The 14,388-nt window shown below is 59.2% G+C and carries 10 protein-coding genes and 5 pseudogenes; 4 read left to right on the plus strand and 11 right to left on the minus strand.

From position 1 onward, the window contains the following. Positions 1-1,254: 1,254 nt before the first annotated feature. Positions 1,255-2,154, plus strand: coding sequence for a hypothetical protein (locus ABIB66_RS42660; protein WP_354259916.1), 900 nt, complete (start codon positions 1,255-1,257; stop codon positions 2,152-2,154). A gap of 506 nt (positions 2,155-2,660) precedes the next feature. Here ABIB66_RS42660 and ABIB66_RS42665 read toward each other — a convergent pair. The 3 genes and pseudogenes from ABIB66_RS42665 to ABIB66_RS42675 form a co-directional block, all read right to left on the minus strand. Beyond that, positions 2,661-3,425, minus strand: coding sequence for a CHAD domain-containing protein (locus ABIB66_RS42665; RefSeq protein WP_354259918.1), 765 nt, complete (start codon positions 3,423-3,425; stop codon positions 2,661-2,663). Continuing rightward, positions 3,422-4,192: pseudogene (locus ABIB66_RS42670) on the minus strand (CYTH domain-containing protein). Before ABIB66_RS42670 ends, ABIB66_RS42665 begins: the two are co-directional and overlap by 4 nt. Before the next feature lie 498 nt (positions 4,193-4,690). Continuing rightward, on the minus strand, positions 4,691-4,903 hold the full coding sequence (locus tag ABIB66_RS42675; RefSeq protein ID WP_354210898.1) for a hypothetical protein: 213 nt from the start codon (positions 4,901-4,903) through the stop codon (positions 4,691-4,693). An 819-nt stretch (positions 4,904-5,722) separates the two neighbouring features. Here ABIB66_RS42675 and ABIB66_RS42680 point away from each other — a divergent pair. Beyond that, complete coding sequence (locus ABIB66_RS42680) at positions 5,723-5,995, plus strand: hypothetical protein (RefSeq protein WP_354259920.1); 273 nt, start codon at positions 5,723-5,725, stop codon at positions 5,993-5,995. Between the two features lie 320 nt (positions 5,996-6,315). On the opposite strand, the gene ABIB66_RS42685 is transcribed toward ABIB66_RS42680, so the two are convergent. The 3 genes and pseudogenes from ABIB66_RS42685 to ABIB66_RS42695 all read right to left on the minus strand — a co-directional run. After that, the gene (locus tag ABIB66_RS42685; protein WP_354259923.1) at positions 6,316-7,683 is read right to left on the minus strand and encodes an IS110 family RNA-guided transposase; all 1,368 of its coding nucleotides are present in this window, start codon (positions 7,681-7,683) and stop codon (positions 6,316-6,318) included. A 724-nt stretch (positions 7,684-8,407) separates the two neighbouring features. Further along, complete coding sequence (locus ABIB66_RS42690; protein ID WP_354210970.1) at positions 8,408-8,563, minus strand: hypothetical protein; 156 nt, start codon at positions 8,561-8,563, stop codon at positions 8,408-8,410. A 605-nt stretch (positions 8,564-9,168) separates the two neighbouring features. Next, a pseudogene (locus ABIB66_RS42695) lies at positions 9,169-9,438 on the minus strand (DUF2865 domain-containing protein); the annotation flags it as partial. 835 nt (positions 9,439-10,273) lie between these two features. Here ABIB66_RS42695 and ABIB66_RS42700 point away from each other — a divergent pair. After that, positions 10,274-10,543, plus strand: a complete 270-nt coding sequence (locus tag ABIB66_RS42700) for a hypothetical protein (protein WP_354210971.1) — start codon at positions 10,274-10,276, stop codon at positions 10,541-10,543. Between the two features lie 3 nt (positions 10,544-10,546). Here the strand turns inward: ABIB66_RS42700 and ABIB66_RS42705 are convergent, their stop codons facing one another. From ABIB66_RS42705 to ABIB66_RS42715, 3 genes and pseudogenes are all read right to left on the minus strand, one after another. After that, positions 10,547-10,753, minus strand: coding sequence for a hypothetical protein (locus tag ABIB66_RS42705; protein WP_354210972.1), 207 nt, complete (start codon positions 10,751-10,753; stop codon positions 10,547-10,549). Positions 10,754-10,803: 50 nt separating this feature from the next. Continuing rightward, complete coding sequence (locus ABIB66_RS42710) at positions 10,804-11,028, minus strand: hypothetical protein (protein WP_354210973.1); 225 nt, start codon at positions 11,026-11,028, stop codon at positions 10,804-10,806. A gap of 186 nt (positions 11,029-11,214) precedes the next feature. Further along, a pseudogene (locus ABIB66_RS42715) lies at positions 11,215-11,466 on the minus strand (site-specific integrase); the annotation flags it as partial. Between the two features lie 2 nt (positions 11,467-11,468). On the opposite strand from ABIB66_RS42715, the pseudogene ABIB66_RS43820 reads away from it, so the two are divergent. Beyond that, positions 11,469-11,650, plus strand: a pseudogene (locus ABIB66_RS43820) (hypothetical protein); the annotation flags it as partial. Here the strand turns inward: ABIB66_RS43820 and ABIB66_RS42725 are convergent. Next, a pseudogene (locus ABIB66_RS42725) lies at positions 11,624-11,819 on the minus strand (transposase); the annotation flags it as partial. The pseudogenes ABIB66_RS43820 and ABIB66_RS42725 sit on opposite strands and share 27 nt — an antisense overlap. Before the next feature lie 1,016 nt (positions 11,820-12,835). Next, positions 12,836-13,489 carry a UPF0149 family protein gene (locus tag ABIB66_RS42730; protein ID WP_354259926.1) on the minus strand — a complete coding sequence of 218 codons (654 nt, stop codon included), beginning with the start codon at positions 13,487-13,489 and terminating at the stop codon, positions 12,836-12,838. Positions 13,490-14,388: the final 899 nt, after the last annotated feature.

Genomic DNA, 14,388 nt, shown 5'->3' on the forward strand with positions numbered 1-14,388 from the left:
TCCCCAGGAGGGGGGGCGCCGCCCCCGAATGGCCGCGGGGGGGGGGGTGGGGGGGCTTGTATTACTTAGCGTTGTTGGGGGCCCGGGACTTTGTGGTCCCAAACGCCCCCCACTGCCGATCCGGGACCTCGCCCAGCGAAGACAAAATGCGAAAACCCCGGCAAGAGTTTTTCTTTTGCGCGCCAGGCATCGCGCGGAAGCGCCATGACTGGCGCGATTTGACCGGAGTGGTGTCCGGTCGATGACTTGGCCTCTGGCTGCTCTCGTAACGACTGCTCGAGCCTGGTTCTGAAGCGGAATTGGCTGCTCAACAGCGCAGCTATCGCCACAATGATTGCCGTCAGTAGGCCGGCCACCAGCGCGTCCGATACCAGAACGGTTGCAGAGCCTTCTGGGCGATCACGTAGTGCTTCGCGGGGGATTCTCATTCCGTGATACAATTGGCGGGAATGCGAAGGAGACCGGGGATTGGCAAATTACCGGCTGCTGGAGAAGCGGGCGATGGCGGCAGACGACGCCAAAAAGCCTCAAGCCAAGCCTGCAGCCAGACCTGTCCGGGACCAAACTACACGAGCAGAGCCGCACGAGAGAAAACTGGGTCGGTTCGCATTTCGGAAACGCGGCTTCTGCCCAGTGATTCTAGAATTCGCTACTGGTCGGCGAGCCCGTTTGCCTCCACCAAGGCTTCATTTGAACGTAGCGGCTCCTCATACAATTCTCCGAAAGAAATTATTGTGGCCGCACCAGTTTGCTCCGTCTGCGACCTCGAAAGGTCGCCGGTCTTCTCAGAGCCGGCGACGCTGAAATGGGAGATACGCTCCTATAGGTGCCCGATCTGCAAGACCGTGTTACGGCTGGTTGAGCCGAGTGATCACATTCCACGTCGGCGGGGAAAGCTGCCGCCGCGGCCAATCGAGTGACGGCACAATCCTGTCGAACGCCGATACCATCGATTGAAGCCACCGGCGTTGGACGTGCAATTGCGAATCTGCAGCCCGATCTGCCGGTCGCCTGAGAATCCGAGAACACCCTTGGCATCCCATTTGGATCGCGCCCAGAGCCGAGCTTGAGATAGCCATCGTATCCAACCCTAGCCTCAGATTAGGCGAAGGAATCATTATCTAAGCGGCGTTTCGACATGTCCTTTCATTTGCCGTGTCGACCGCGAACCATCAGCGAATTCACCGGAACGCCCGCCTAGGTGGGCTGACCACGTCCAGCAGTGGTTCGGGGCAGGGCGCCTGCGACGGGTTCATGCTGCAGATCTCGCATTTTCCGGAGCTAATAACTGATGATCCCGAAACGCTAGCAAACCTCGTCTATGAAATTCCGGCCGGTGACGAGGAGCCTTACGTCGAGTTCAAGTACGACCTGAGGAAGTCGGAGCGGGAGAAATTCTCCTGCGTCCACGGCCACCACCAACACCTCGCCGGCTTCGTGATGCGGAAAGGTGATGCGCGCTTCCTGGTCGGCTGGATATGCGCCGGCACCATCTACGGCGAGAATTTCGATAAGTACACGGCGGACTTCGACGCAGCCGTTCTTCGGCAAGATGCGCTCAAGCGCGTGCGCGAAATTCGTTCCGCAGTGAATCCCTTCATCTACTATCTCAACTCGATATCCAAGTCAGACGCGTTCAAGCACTTCAACCGGCTCCGGGGCCAGCTCGAAACCCAGATGCCCTGGGTATACGACACGCTGCCAGCAGCCGCTAACATGGACCGGCGAGTGATCGGCGCGTCGTTGCCTAAGCGGCTCTGCGGGCCGGGGCCTGACTTGCGCGAAGAATTCAACCGCCTGATGGCGGATTTCGCGGCAGGGTCGATCACTCTCGCGGGAGAACCGGAGAAAGTCGCCGCGGTAATCGGAGCGGTCCGAATGAAGATGGACGGTTTGGCAAAGCGAGCAGAAGCCGTTCTAGATACCCTCAGAGAGGTCGAGGACTTTTTTCAGCCCGCCGCCTTGGCTGCGATCTGCAAGCTGGCTAACGAGCACGATAACCCGAAGCGTAGGCGGTACGAGGCCGGCCTCTTGTCGATCACCTGCAAGCGGGACCGCGACAAGTCCGTCATCGCCATGCCGAAGGGCTTCGAACTGCCCAGCCGACGGCCGCTCGATGCCTTCCGTGCAGCTCTGGCCGGAGTGAAAGTTTAAGAAACGAAAAGGGCACCTCAGTGATGAGGTGCCCGATCCGTTAGAACAGCCGTTGCAGCAGAAGTACCATCGAAGCCCAACTGGGATGCACGAAGCATCCAAGGCCGAGACGATACGTCGCTCCGTTCGGCTGGCTGGCTTCTAGATGCAGAAAAACACCCATGGGTGCTCTCCTTCACTAGTGCATAAGGACCCTTTCGGTACGCGCCATCATGCAGCAGGCCAGCAAGCAGGGGTTTAAGTTTGTGGGCTTGTCCCCCAACACGCCGCGCGTATTTCGCTAAACTCAGCTGCTATATAGGTGCAGTTTCAGGCCGTTCAATGTCCGAAAAACTACCAAACACTTAACTGTAAATGCTGATCGAAAAATGACCCCCATCGGCGTCTTGGGGACCCCTTTAAGTCATTGGTTGCATTGAACCTGATCCATTGGACCCCCACGCCGATAAGCGTCGAGACCCCGCGCCGAAACACATACTGGCCACTATGTACAGGTTTATCGGAAGTCAGGCGGCCTTCTGCAATCGCTTCCCTGCTGCAAGTGCCTTCGTCAGTACGTCGCTCACGGAAGTCTCCTCGCGGCCAGTAAGGCAGCCAATCGCGAATGCCATTTTTGCCGCTTTGCCGGCGCTGGCGAACTCGCGAGCCCGCTCCAAATGCACGCGAATGTCGTTGAGTATGCCAAGCTCACCCTGAAGTTCTTTCAGGGCACGGCCAAGCTTACGCCCGGCTTTGCGGCGCTCGCAACAGAGCGTCGCGAAGAATTCACGACCATATCGTACCTTTTTGGCTGCAATCCGAAGTTTGTGACGCTTGCGCCCATCGAGCCGCTCAAGCTTGCGCGCTCGCTTGCTAACCTTGCGGACGCGGCGCGCGAGTTCGTTCTGCGCGAACGCACGCGCCGGGCGCTTTCGCAACGCTTGCGTCAAGGCATCGGTATCGTTGCGCCAGTCGCCATCAAGCAGCCACAACGCGCAATCCAGCAATAGGCTGCGGAAACGCTCGCTTTCAGCCGCCGCTCTTGCAGTCGCAAAACCGGCATTGCGTGTTCTCTTAAGATCGTGCTCCAGTATCTCGAACTCGTCCCAGTCCGGATGTTTGGCGCGATATGGCGTCAGCGTCTCACTGACGAACACATCGAAGTCGCGCGCGGGACCGAGCTGTTCGGTAAGCCATTTCAGATCCCGTTTGAGTACCTTCACCTGGCGGTCACGCAGCATATTCTTGAACAACGATAGCGCCGCGCGCATCCGTCTCAAGCCTATCCTCATCTGGTGAATGCCTTCAGGATCACCGTTCCGTACCGCGCGCCCTCGTTGCCCGCGATTTGGCGGAGGCAGGCGAAGCCGATCGTGGCAAAGGAGTCTGCAACTGTGGCCTGTTGCGCTATCATGACCGGCTCGGCGAAGACGGGAGCATCCAGCGCGCCGTCGAGCAACGCATAGCCCAGCTCCGCCTTGGCGCGAACCGACAGGGTGACGGGAGCGCTTTGCGCGAGTTTTCTCGCAAGCCGAGCGAGTTCGCTGCGATCACCATGTTTCAATTCGATCTCGATTTCGGCGAGGTCACGCTTAGCACCCGCCGTGGCGACGCAGCCTTGATCGAAGGCCAGCTCGATATCGCTGTCGCCAATATGCAAGGGAATGACCACGCGCTCCACGCGCGTCTCGAACATGGGCTTCAGCTGTTTCGTCAGCTTGGCCGTCAGGAGCGACGCGAGCGCGGTGTCGCGGGCGAGCTCCAATTTGGGCTCGTCGCTGTCAATCTCCTTTTCCCATTCCTCGCGGGCGACCAGTGCGCTGGAGTTGGCTTTGATGGTCTACACCCGCTGTGTACCGTTCTTGCGTACCCGCAGGCTGACGTCATGCTCCCGGAGCACGAAATCATCGGTATCAAAATACATCGAGGTGAGTTCTTGCTTGCGGCTGACATCGTTGGACTGCTTCTTCAGCCATGGCAGCGCCATCGCCTGCTGCAGACCGCGCTTTGACGTGGCAAGCTTGAGTTCAACCTCCGCGCCCACGGTTCCTTCTCCCACGCTGTATCCCAACTCCAACGCCTTGATCTCTCAAAAGCTCTGGTCGAAAGCTGGGTCGTCAACCCGCCCCCCAGGCGGCCTCCCGGCTAATGAATTTTGACTCGCTTCATTGGAAGTCGCAGTTCTGCGGCGCGCTCCTGTCGGTCCTTCTTTAGGAACTCATTTTCCCGCCGCTCGAAGTCGAGCAATGCCTTTCGAGCCTCCTCTAAGCGGCGGTCACGCAGTGCCAGCGTCTTTTGCGTGCATTCTGTCATTGCTTACCTCGTCAACGCGTGCCGCAGTGTAGGGCAAAACTGGAGTTCGTTTAGGGTAAGATTACGGATTTATGACGGCAGGTAGAATTGCGCGCGTTTGATTTGTGCTACTGGCGCGCCGGCTCGCCAGCATGACTGACCCAAGCATCCCTTGGTTTCCAGAAATGGGTCTGTCCACAACGCGGACAGACGTCGGCTCGACGGTTCGCGCTGGCGGGCCAACAGTTCAACCGCTTGAATCGAGCTAAGTCAAGCGGCTGTCCGGGCCTGGTGATCGGTCGCGGTTTGCTTCGTTTGAAAACGAGCTGGTCAATCTCTCGAGCTTCGATTTCTCTTCGCTCAAGCGCTTGTCGACGAATTGGCGCTCAAAATCTGTCAGGCTGGTTTGCAATAAGTGGCGATAGCGTTGAATGTTGTTTCGATGCGTTCGCACGCGAGCCAACTGCTCATCAAGCATCATCATCATCCTTTGACGGGCACAAAATTTATTCCGTTTTTTGCCTCACGGGGATGGAACGGCCCCGAGGCAGCATTCCACAGCGCCTCTAGAGCGGAGTATCCTCGCCCCGGCGGCACTGATATTTCCCTGGTCGGGTCTTTAAATCCCGGCGTTCTATTCTGTCCGACTTAGATGACAGAAACACGAATGGTCTAAGGGGAAAGCGGCCCGCCTGTTCACGCTGCTGGACCTCCTGCACGCGGGTGTGATGCGCATTGTGTGAAGTAGTTCACAAGCGGCAGATATCGCCAAGCATAGTGTGCGCGCTTCAGGTGGAGGGAAGCGCCATGAATCCTAACTGGACGACCTCTCGAATGTTCGCACTGACAGCCGTTGTTCTAGTGGGGGCTGGTGCCACTATGGCGATCGGCACTCCTCTCAAAGTGATTGAGCCGGCTTTGGGAAAAGATTGGCAATGCAGCCGAACGTTGCTGCTTGTGACGACTTGTTCTCACTCAATCGTTCGACCGGAATAAGGGAACTTATTCGGCGGGAGTTCACGCCAGTCCACCGCGCGGAGCTGACCGCTGACGGAAGGCGGCGCATGAAGCCGTCCATTCCGAGGCAAAGCGCGCAACCCCGTGTGGCTCGACCCGCCAGGCCCCAGCTGCACCGGGTCGCCGGCACCTCCCTGGACATTCTTAGCCGGTTTCCACCGGGCTTTGTGAGCGGTGCGTCCTTCTAGTGTGGGTTGGTTTTTTCACTGATCTGTATGGGTTAGCTGATTGGCGCGGCCTTCAGCTTTCCCTTCCGCCGCGAACCTCTGGGACGCTGACGGTGGAACATCTACATCTCGAAGAGTGGGCTTGGCGGCTCGCGGCCGACGTGTATCGCCTTAATCTGTTTGCGCAGCTCACCGGGCGCACTGTGTCCAAGCGCTCGGCTGTAACCGAGGAAGAGCTTGCCGGAGCTATCCGTAACAGCTTCACTCAGTTGAACGAAGCTGCTTATCGAGAAATGGTAAAATTGGCGACCGACGCTGCGCTCGAAACCTACGATCGACTTGTGTCGCGGACCATCAAGCTGTGGCACGCTCAGCGCGCGAACTGATCTCCTACCCGACATCGATCCGGCACCGAGCGCGCCAGAAACAGGTCGTCTAGTTCGTCCGCAAATTGCTGCGGCCGCCCACTGAGGCGGCCTCACCTTCCTCCCGTCACGACACGAAAACGAGGGGCCGCCGGTTTGTCAGGCGGCACGCGAACCAGATTGAATTTTGTATCATTCCGCTGAGCGCGCTTGCAGTTGGGGCAGACGAAAAGGTGGGCGAATATTGGTTCTGGAGTATCTCGCACCAGCTCCGAGCGAAACCATCTCATGGTGACGCGGCAATTCGGACACTCCGGCGGTTCGAGTTGCCCCGTTGCTTCCTAAGAAACAGCCGGATATGCGTCTCCCAGAATGGCTTGCAAGATGAAGCCAAGCGATTTGGCTCGCCGCTGAAGGTTGGCGAGTACACGGCTGCGATATTGCTTCTCATAGTGGTCCGCGCCCGGATCCTTGTAGCTCATCCCGTGCCGAAGGGTGTTGTAAAATAGGACCGCGATCTTGCGAGCGGTCGCCGTCACGGCCTTCGCCTTGCCCGCACGTGAGGACAGCCGACGATAGAATGCCCCGAGCGCCGTATCGCTTCGCCCAACCGTAGTGGCTGCCAGCCGCAACAGCGCGGCTGCTCGACTGGAGGACCTCCGTGTACGCGAGGACAGTACCTTACCACCAGAGACCTTGTTGCCAGGCGCGAGGCAGAGCCAGGAGGTGAAGTGCTTAGCGCTTGGCCATGCCTTCAGGTCCGTCCCGCACTCGCCGATGAGCTTCAATGCGAGTGACGGACCCAACCCATGGATCTCAGTCAAATCAACGCCGACCACGCCGTACAGCGCGGCTCTGACATCGAAGGTGGGCGCGTTGACCTGCTTGGTCTTGATGCGTGCTCTGGATAGCTTTGCGACAGGTTTTTCCGTTTTGGGGCTCAGCCCTGCGATTAGGACTTCGAGTTTGCGGTCGCAATCCAACATCTTTGCCTGATAGGTGTCGTAAAGTTCCAACGATTGAGTCAGGGCGAAGACATGTTCCTCCCGGTCGTTGCCAACCAGTGCTGCGCGGATTGTCTCAGTCGAAGAATGGCACCGGACGTCCCGGTAGGTTGCCAACACGTCGGGATTGCGCTCGCCTCCAACAATGGCGCGAATGATCCGCATGCCCGTCGCACCGGTGATATCCGAGACGACATGATGAAGTTGGAGGTTCATCTCCATCAGGGCCTTCTGCATATGCTGGATGTGGGCGGCAGCATATTCCACAAGCCGCTCCCGCTGGCGCAGATAGGCCCGCAGGGTCGCAATCTCGGCATCAGGTCGGAAGCTGCCACGTAACAGGCCGTAGGAATGAAGCTGGCGCAACCACGCGGCATCACTCACATCGGTTTTGCGTCCGGGCACGTTCTTGGCGTACCGCGCATTGACCAGAATGACATCAAAGCCGCGCTGCTCTAGGATCTCGTAGACCGGGATCCAGTAGACCCCAGTCGATTCCATCGCAACACTGGTCACGCCGCAAGCCTTAAACCAGTCCGCCAGATCATGCAGGTCTGAAGTGAACGTCCCGAACGTGCGCACCGGGATGTCCACGCTGGCCGGGTTCACCGCGGCCATGTGCATCTTCGAACCAATGTCGATGGCTGCGGCACCAGAGTTGACCGGCTTCAACTCCGGGCGGTTATCAGTCGTCGTCTTGGGCATAGCATCCTCCCTTCAATCGTGAGCAGGAGGGTCTGGGTTATGCCAATCGTCATCTTCCTAATCGGGATCGTCGCCGGAGCGGCGTCACCACTCTCAAGCCCGCATGAACCCATGGACCACGTTTTTTAACGGGGATTGCGCCTCCAATAAGCTGACGGCCGCTACCCTCCCTGCCGCAGAGAATAGCACAAGGCCGTTTCTACCCCGCGCAGGCGTGCAACGGCTCTGGACAGTTCTTTAGTAGGTCCATGCCGCGCCCCCTGCTCGGGAAACAGGTAGCATGCCTATCCGCGCGCAATGCATCAAACGATACTTAAGGGCAAATAGTGAGATCAAATGTGAGCACGGCGACCACGCCGCCTGTAGAACGAGTTCCTAGATGATGCGTAGCGAGGTCGCGACCCATAGCGCCAATGAAATCAAGAGCATCGAGCTTATAACCGCAAGGAAAACGTCTCGCATGTGCCCCCCTAGCGCGCCGGAGGAGCTTCTTTTTGCAACCAAACGACAGTGACCAGCAGTGTCAGTACGCAGACCAGGAACGTTCCAGAACTCATCTCCGCTTGCTTGCCTCGCATCCGCTGCTCCCATGGCCATCGGGGGAAAAAGCTCCCCGCCAAATCTGGTGTATGCCGAAACAGACGGGGAGCTGCGCGACAGGGCGGCCGTCGCGGGATGCAGCCTAAAAACGTCATACGACGTCGAGATGAAACGGACGGCTCGGCTAGTGCATCTGCAAGGGAAGATGCAGTTCTGCAGCACGCTCCGCACGATCCTTCTTGCGGAACTCGTTCTCCTTGCGCTCGAACTCGGCAAACTCTTTCTGAGCCGCCTCCAACAGCTGATCTCGCCGCAGCGGATGCAATGTGTGTTCGCTCATCGGACGCCCTCTACTGAGCCTGACCTAGCTTAAAACAGGAACCGGGGGAAGGTTCGCTCTGAGAGGAGTTAAGCGCCGAGTTGAGGGACCGTGGCTTTGCCCGCCTTTCTCCGCGAAATGTGGAGCACGAATCTAGCCACGATGGGGAGAACCGCGCACTCGCCGAGGAGATACAAGATGGCGTGGCGGCGTAACCGCGGATCGCCCGGCCTTGGAGTTTTGCTAACTCGCCCAAGCTCGCGGGCCGACATCGGCATGCGGTCCGAGAGGCTGCCTTATTCCTCAAGGGCGGGGCTCGGAGAGGGTCCACCCGAGTTCCCAGCAACCGCAACAACATCCTCCCTCTATGACCGCTCGGTATGCTGACAAACGTAAATCACGGGAGGGCTTGAATGGTCTGTGCACTTCAGTCGCGGCGGCCTCCGCCTTGAGGTCTGCGCTCCGCTTGGCGTCGCGGACCGCGCGACGGGCCTTCATTAGATGGCCGACGAGACTTCCGCTCCGCATCACCGAGTCTGGGGCGTTTGTCGCAACACCTCATCGCCCCTGAAACTACACAATCGCCCTCTATCCGCGCTCTGTCGGTGAGACGAACAGCCTGATCACCGCCCCGGCGCGACCTTCATGTCGGAGAGCCGTGCCCGCGCTTCCGTCGTCAATCCCGGATAGCTCGCCGCCGGGGTGAGATCCGGCGCCTGCTCGGCGCCGAGCCGGATGCCGGAATAAGCCATGGCCCCATCGGCGGTCGCCACGATGTCCCCCGAACGCAGCGGATCCAATGCCAGGTCGACCTGTGCGAGGCCGACGGCATCGCGGCCGTTGCAGGTACAGTCAGGGCGGAGCGCGGTCCGGTAGTTGTAGGCGTTCTCGCTCTCTACGGTGTGGAGGACGTGCTTCACGGACTTGTGTCGGAGCTGGAGCACCGACTGGGCTGGTGTATCGACACAGACCAATCCCGCCCTTAGACCGTGGGCCGACGACCACGGGCGGGTGTTGCCGCTCGACAACAGCTTGCCCCGCGACCACAATCGGGGCCGGTTTCCGAGAGGGAAAAAAAGATGAGTATTCGTAGTGCTATTGGCGCAACAGCTGCCTTGGTGTTCGCCGTAACCTTAGCGTTGGGGGGCGCGCTCGCTCAAGGCGTCACTCCGACGAAGAGACCAAGCGTTGGAGGAAAGCCGCTTGTTCAAGCGAAGCCGAGCGCGCCGACGGGCTGCAAGTTCGTCGGTACGGTCAAGGGGACCAAGCTCTGGGCAGGCGACTGCACGGCGGCGGCCGAGCTAAGATCAACCACTACCAGCGACGACGCACCCCCAAAGCCGCTGCCCGCTGAGCCAACGGTATCGCTTCCCAAAGAGCAGCAATAGAGACGTCGCCCTGTACGGACTTGACGGCGAGTTCTCTGATCCAGTCGGCGCCATAGTCGATCGGCAGACAGCATCGATCCGGACTTCAGGCGAAGACAGAAGTTTGTCGACAAGCCGATTGTCGCGAGCCTCACCGGCCGTCAGGGCCGGCATCAAGCGTCAACGAGATACCGGAGCGAAATCCGAACGGCAGATGCAAGAGGACGTACAGGCCGATACCTTCTCCGATGACAAGCAGCCAAAGCAACTTCGTATTGCTTATCAGAGCCAGAACCAAGCCAACGCCGATAGCTAAGAGAAGGCTTAAAGGTTCTACAAATGACGTTACAAGCACCACAAAAAAATGACAGTATTTCGGCCGTTCAAATTGTCCGATTGGTTGGCCCAGGTGAATATGAAATCAGCAAGCCGTCTACACGTCTTGGCATTTGGCTTTGCAATTTGTTCGATTCAGATTCCCAGCGGCTGGGGTGATCAAATGAAGGGCGAAGAACGCGGGGAGGCAATCAAGAAACGGCGAAAATACTTCGACGAAATAAACGCTTTCTACAAGCGGTTTGACTCCATCGTTGAACCATATATTGGCATGCGCCAGCGGCGGCGATGGTTTTGACCGTTAGAAGCTTTTTAGTTTGAAGTCGGCGCGATCAGCCGGTGAACGGCGAGAGAGATAAGCAGCCACTTGATTAGCGAACGAATACTCCCGCGTGTCGATCAGATCGGAATCTGGTGGCCTCACTCGCGTCGAGGCGACCGCTTGCTCTTCAACAAAAATCAGGATGTCGGGGTAGCTTCCAACTTCGTCGAGTGCATCCAGGAGCAACACGCTCTCAACGATTAGTGGCCGGTCGCCTCGTGCCTTGAGACAGCGGCCTAGATCAGCAGCACAGCGTTCATAGGTGCTGGAAATTCGTTCTGCTTCAAGAACAGATCGAGATGGATTGCGGGATTCAAGTTGCCACGCCGGCCAACAAGATAAAGAAGCCTTACCTGCGCCGCCTCTGCCATTATGCCGACAAGAAGCGGCCTTCGATCCGGTCCCAACGCTGCGTGGAGGGCCGTCAGAAGCGTCTCGTATTCGGCTGACGTGATCTTCAAATCCTATTCCCCTTCGAAGGCCAAGACTCAGGCAGGCTCGCGACGCTCACCGAGAGGCCGGAGCGATGCCTCGCCTCGGCGATCTTCCTCTTGAGATCGCCAACGAATGCCGAGTAGCTCTGCGCGTCGATCTCGGTCGCCGATCCCGCGCCTTGCGCGGAGCCGTGGGCCTGAAGGGGCGCTTGGTCATGCCGCCGCCTTCAGGCGCTTCTTGATAAGCATGGAGCGCACGAACTTGTCCCACTTTGCCATGCCGGCACGCCTCTCGGGCATGTAATGCCAGCGGTCGTAGTTCTTGGAGCTGACGTCTTGCAGCGGATGATTTTGCAGACGATCTCGAATTTCTTTGGACACGCCGGCCTTGCCGGCCAGTGTCTTGAAGGTTCGCCGGAGGTCCCGATTTGTTGCGTAGGGAATCACGCCGCGGTCCCGCCGACGCGGTCCCGGGGGTCGGTGTCGTGACGGCCCTAACGTTCCGCCACACGATCGATGACCCCTCGCGGGCATGAAGCTCGCCAAGCGGATCGGCATGAAGAAGGCAAAGGTCGCCATCGCCCGAAAGATCGCCGTGATTCTCCACTGCATCTGGGTCGATGGCACGTCGTTCGCCCCAGGCCTTTAGGGAAGACCACTTTTTGGTTCGATAAAGAAGGACAGTGGCGGCCTCGAACAAGTAAGTTCGGCCGGTCGCCCCATCGAGATATCTTTCCGTTGGTGTCGGTTTCGCCGGATTGGCTGCGCCTCGGCGTAAGGCCTAGGTAGGCGCCGACCGTCGAAGCCGATCGGAAGCGCGACTGGGGCCAGCCGAAGCCAATCTGATATTTGCTCGCAAGTTCCTGGTCCGGTCCGCCGGACTGGCGATGTCCCGCTGGGACGGTGGTCGTGGTGACCTCGGTCAATCGGCTGGTGGCGGTTCGCCCGCACTCCGCTGCAAACGTTGAGGCGCCCGATCCGGACATCATCATGAGGCGCTCGCGACCTCGGAAAGGACCATGACCCCAGCTACGACATCAACCCAACCCGACGAAGCCGCCAACGACGACGATTGCCAAGCCCGCTAGGCAATCGTCTCGCCATCCGCGATCGCTCCGTCTCCGCAACCTGACCAGCTCCGACGGAGCAATCGCTACCGGCGTGTCACTGGAGAGAGGAAGAATGGTAGCTTGACAACAGACCGCAATTAAAGGGCCGATTGACATCGGAATAAAGAGGCCGCCTGTCGTGCCGTATCACAACCCACGATGACTGAGCCGGCCGCAGCGCCGAAGCTGGCGGCATTGCTCCACCATCTTCACCTGAATTGGCGATCTCGCTCGGCTGCCGCTCAATGGCAGCGCCTTGCGGATTGTTTGTGGTCCTCGGCCTCTTCGCTGCTCTCAACCCAGCTGCATCACGCTCATCGTTGATGAGGAGCTCCTCGCTTGGCAGGATGTTGCTCCTGGCGATTGCACCCATCAGCCCATTGGGGACTGCTGGCCGTCGCTAGACACATTGGGACGGAGGCCACCGCGCGGCCCCCGATCGGGCATCGCGACACCGGCTAGGCGCGCCTGGTGCAATTGCTGCTCAAAGGCCCGTTGGCCGACGTCGCTCGCTTCAGGCTCGTGCGAGACAGGAGGCTCTACCTGCGGCCAACCTCTCACATTGAATGAGTCAAAATTGTGCGGGTCCATTCCAGCCTCACGTTTACAAATCACCTGAGCAACCTTACTCGGGCAAGCTTTCGAAAACCTGACGAGTTCGTCGCTCGTGAAGTAATGCATCGCCACATTCGCAAGAAACGAGACTGCCCCGCGGCTCTCAATGGTCAATCGTAACCGGTATGAGCTCCCACGTCTGCCGCGATCAGGGGGGCGTGCCTAGCGGATCGGCATCCAGTATTGGCGCGTGGCCTCGACAGCTGCTGGAATATCGGCGTTACGGAGAAAGTGGCCGGTCTCGGGGGCCCTCGGTGGCAGTCCGAGCAGTGGATGGCCCTGATCGTCGCGACAGTGCAGCAGGATGGGCAGAACCAGGCCGTGATTGACGTTGCCGGCGTCCAGCAACGGCGCCCACGCCGGCAGCCGGAGCCGCATCGCGGCGTAGAATTTCTGACACCAGGGTCGCGGATCGACGTCGCCATTGGGTTGCGCCGGTGCATCGGCTCGAACTGGTCGGGCGCGGTCGTAAGGACGTTGCTGATGTCGTTATGGCGCAGCGCGACAGCGGAGAGCGCCGCGAACTCCGGGGTGTCGCCGTGGTTGAAAGCATCGGCATCGATGGCGAGCAGCGGACAGATCCAGTCGAGCGGACTCATCGACACCGGTCCGGCCACGATCGCGGCGATATAACCGTCGATCATGGGGATGCTGGTGGCGGCAGGATGCCGATCGACGCGAGCCTGCAGCCACCGATCGAGCTCCGCAAGGGGCATCGCGGCGGCCGCCATCGACGACGAAGCCTTGTGACGACGCGGGCTCATGCGGCGACCTGTGCGGTGCGCTGGTGCGCCGCCTTCCAGTTCCAGGCGAGCAGTTCGTGCAGCTAATGGCTCTTGATTCGCCCGGACACGATGCGCTCCAGCACGTCGGTGAGGTAGGCCTACGGATCGAGCTCATGGAGCTTTGCCGTGTTCACGATCGACGGTGCCCTCGAGGGCCGAAGGGTGGATTGTGCAAGTCGTCGTCGTTTAAATAACTCGAGGCCGATCCGTACCTTCATCGATTGCACAACAGAAATGCGAAACCCTTCAAATGGACCAAGTATCCGCAGATCAAGAAGGCAGCCGGGGAAAGGTGAACCAGGCGCCAATGCCGAAAGCCAAAGCCGGGGAGGGGCAGCCGACAGGATAACGATCGCCAATGCGGGCCTCATCCCCCTATGACTGGTGCGATCCAGAGAGGTATTGTGCGAAAGGCCATCTCGACTGCCCCCGAATGGAAAGACAGTTCGGCGAGAAGTATGTCATCACCCCGACCTCCGTCGCGAAGCACATTGCATACATTAAAGAGGTGCGACCGGTCACGACTCGTGAGGTCGCGACAACTGTCGTCACACAAAGAGAAGTTGATCCTCCTAAGGCTAGTCGCGCAACCACCGACGACCAGTCGCGACAGGTCGCAACTAGCCCCGACGAGGCGCTAGTCGCACGCCTTTAAGGTGAACTTGAGCTTTTGCGTGGACAGGTCGTAGTCAAGGACAAGATAGGCGAGTTGACCGAACGTGCTCGAGAGACAAATCACCTGATCGCCGGGGCTTCAGAAAATGCTCACGCCGTTGTTGGGCGGTAACCCTACGCGGTAGGCCGCAGCGCGCTGATCTTTCCAGTTAACCGTTAGAGCTCGTCGGACTCCTCGGTTTTCGGCTTCATCGTCGCAGCGA

Source organism: Bradyrhizobium sp. F1.13.3 (assembly GCF_040548265.1).
Taxonomy (GTDB): Bacteria; Pseudomonadota; Alphaproteobacteria; order Rhizobiales; family Xanthobacteraceae; genus Bradyrhizobium.

Coding starts and splice junctions, on each gene's coding strand:
- ABIB66_RS42660 (WP_354259916.1), top strand. CDS start 1,255: ATGCTGCAGATCTCGCATTTTCCGGAGCTAATAACTGATGATCCCGAA.
- ABIB66_RS42665 (WP_354259918.1), bottom strand. CDS start 3,425: ATGAGGATAGGCTTGAGACGGATGCGCGCGGCGCTATCGTTGTTCAAG.
- ABIB66_RS42675 (WP_354210898.1), bottom strand. CDS start 4,903: ATGCTTGATGAGCAGTTGGCTCGCGTGCGAACGCATCGAAACAACATT.
- ABIB66_RS42685 (WP_354259923.1), bottom strand. CDS start 7,683: ATGCCCAAGACGACGACTGATAACCGCCCGGAGTTGAAGCCGGTCAAC.
- ABIB66_RS42690 (WP_354210970.1), bottom strand. CDS start 8,563: ATGAGCGAACACACATTGCATCCGCTGCGGCGAGATCAGCTGTTGGAG.
- ABIB66_RS42700 (WP_354210971.1), top strand. CDS start 10,274: ATGACAGTATTTCGGCCGTTCAAATTGTCCGATTGGTTGGCCCAGGTG.
- ABIB66_RS42730 (WP_354259926.1), bottom strand. CDS start 13,489: ATGAGCCCGCGTCGTCACAAGGCTTCGTCGTCGATGGCGGCCGCCGCG.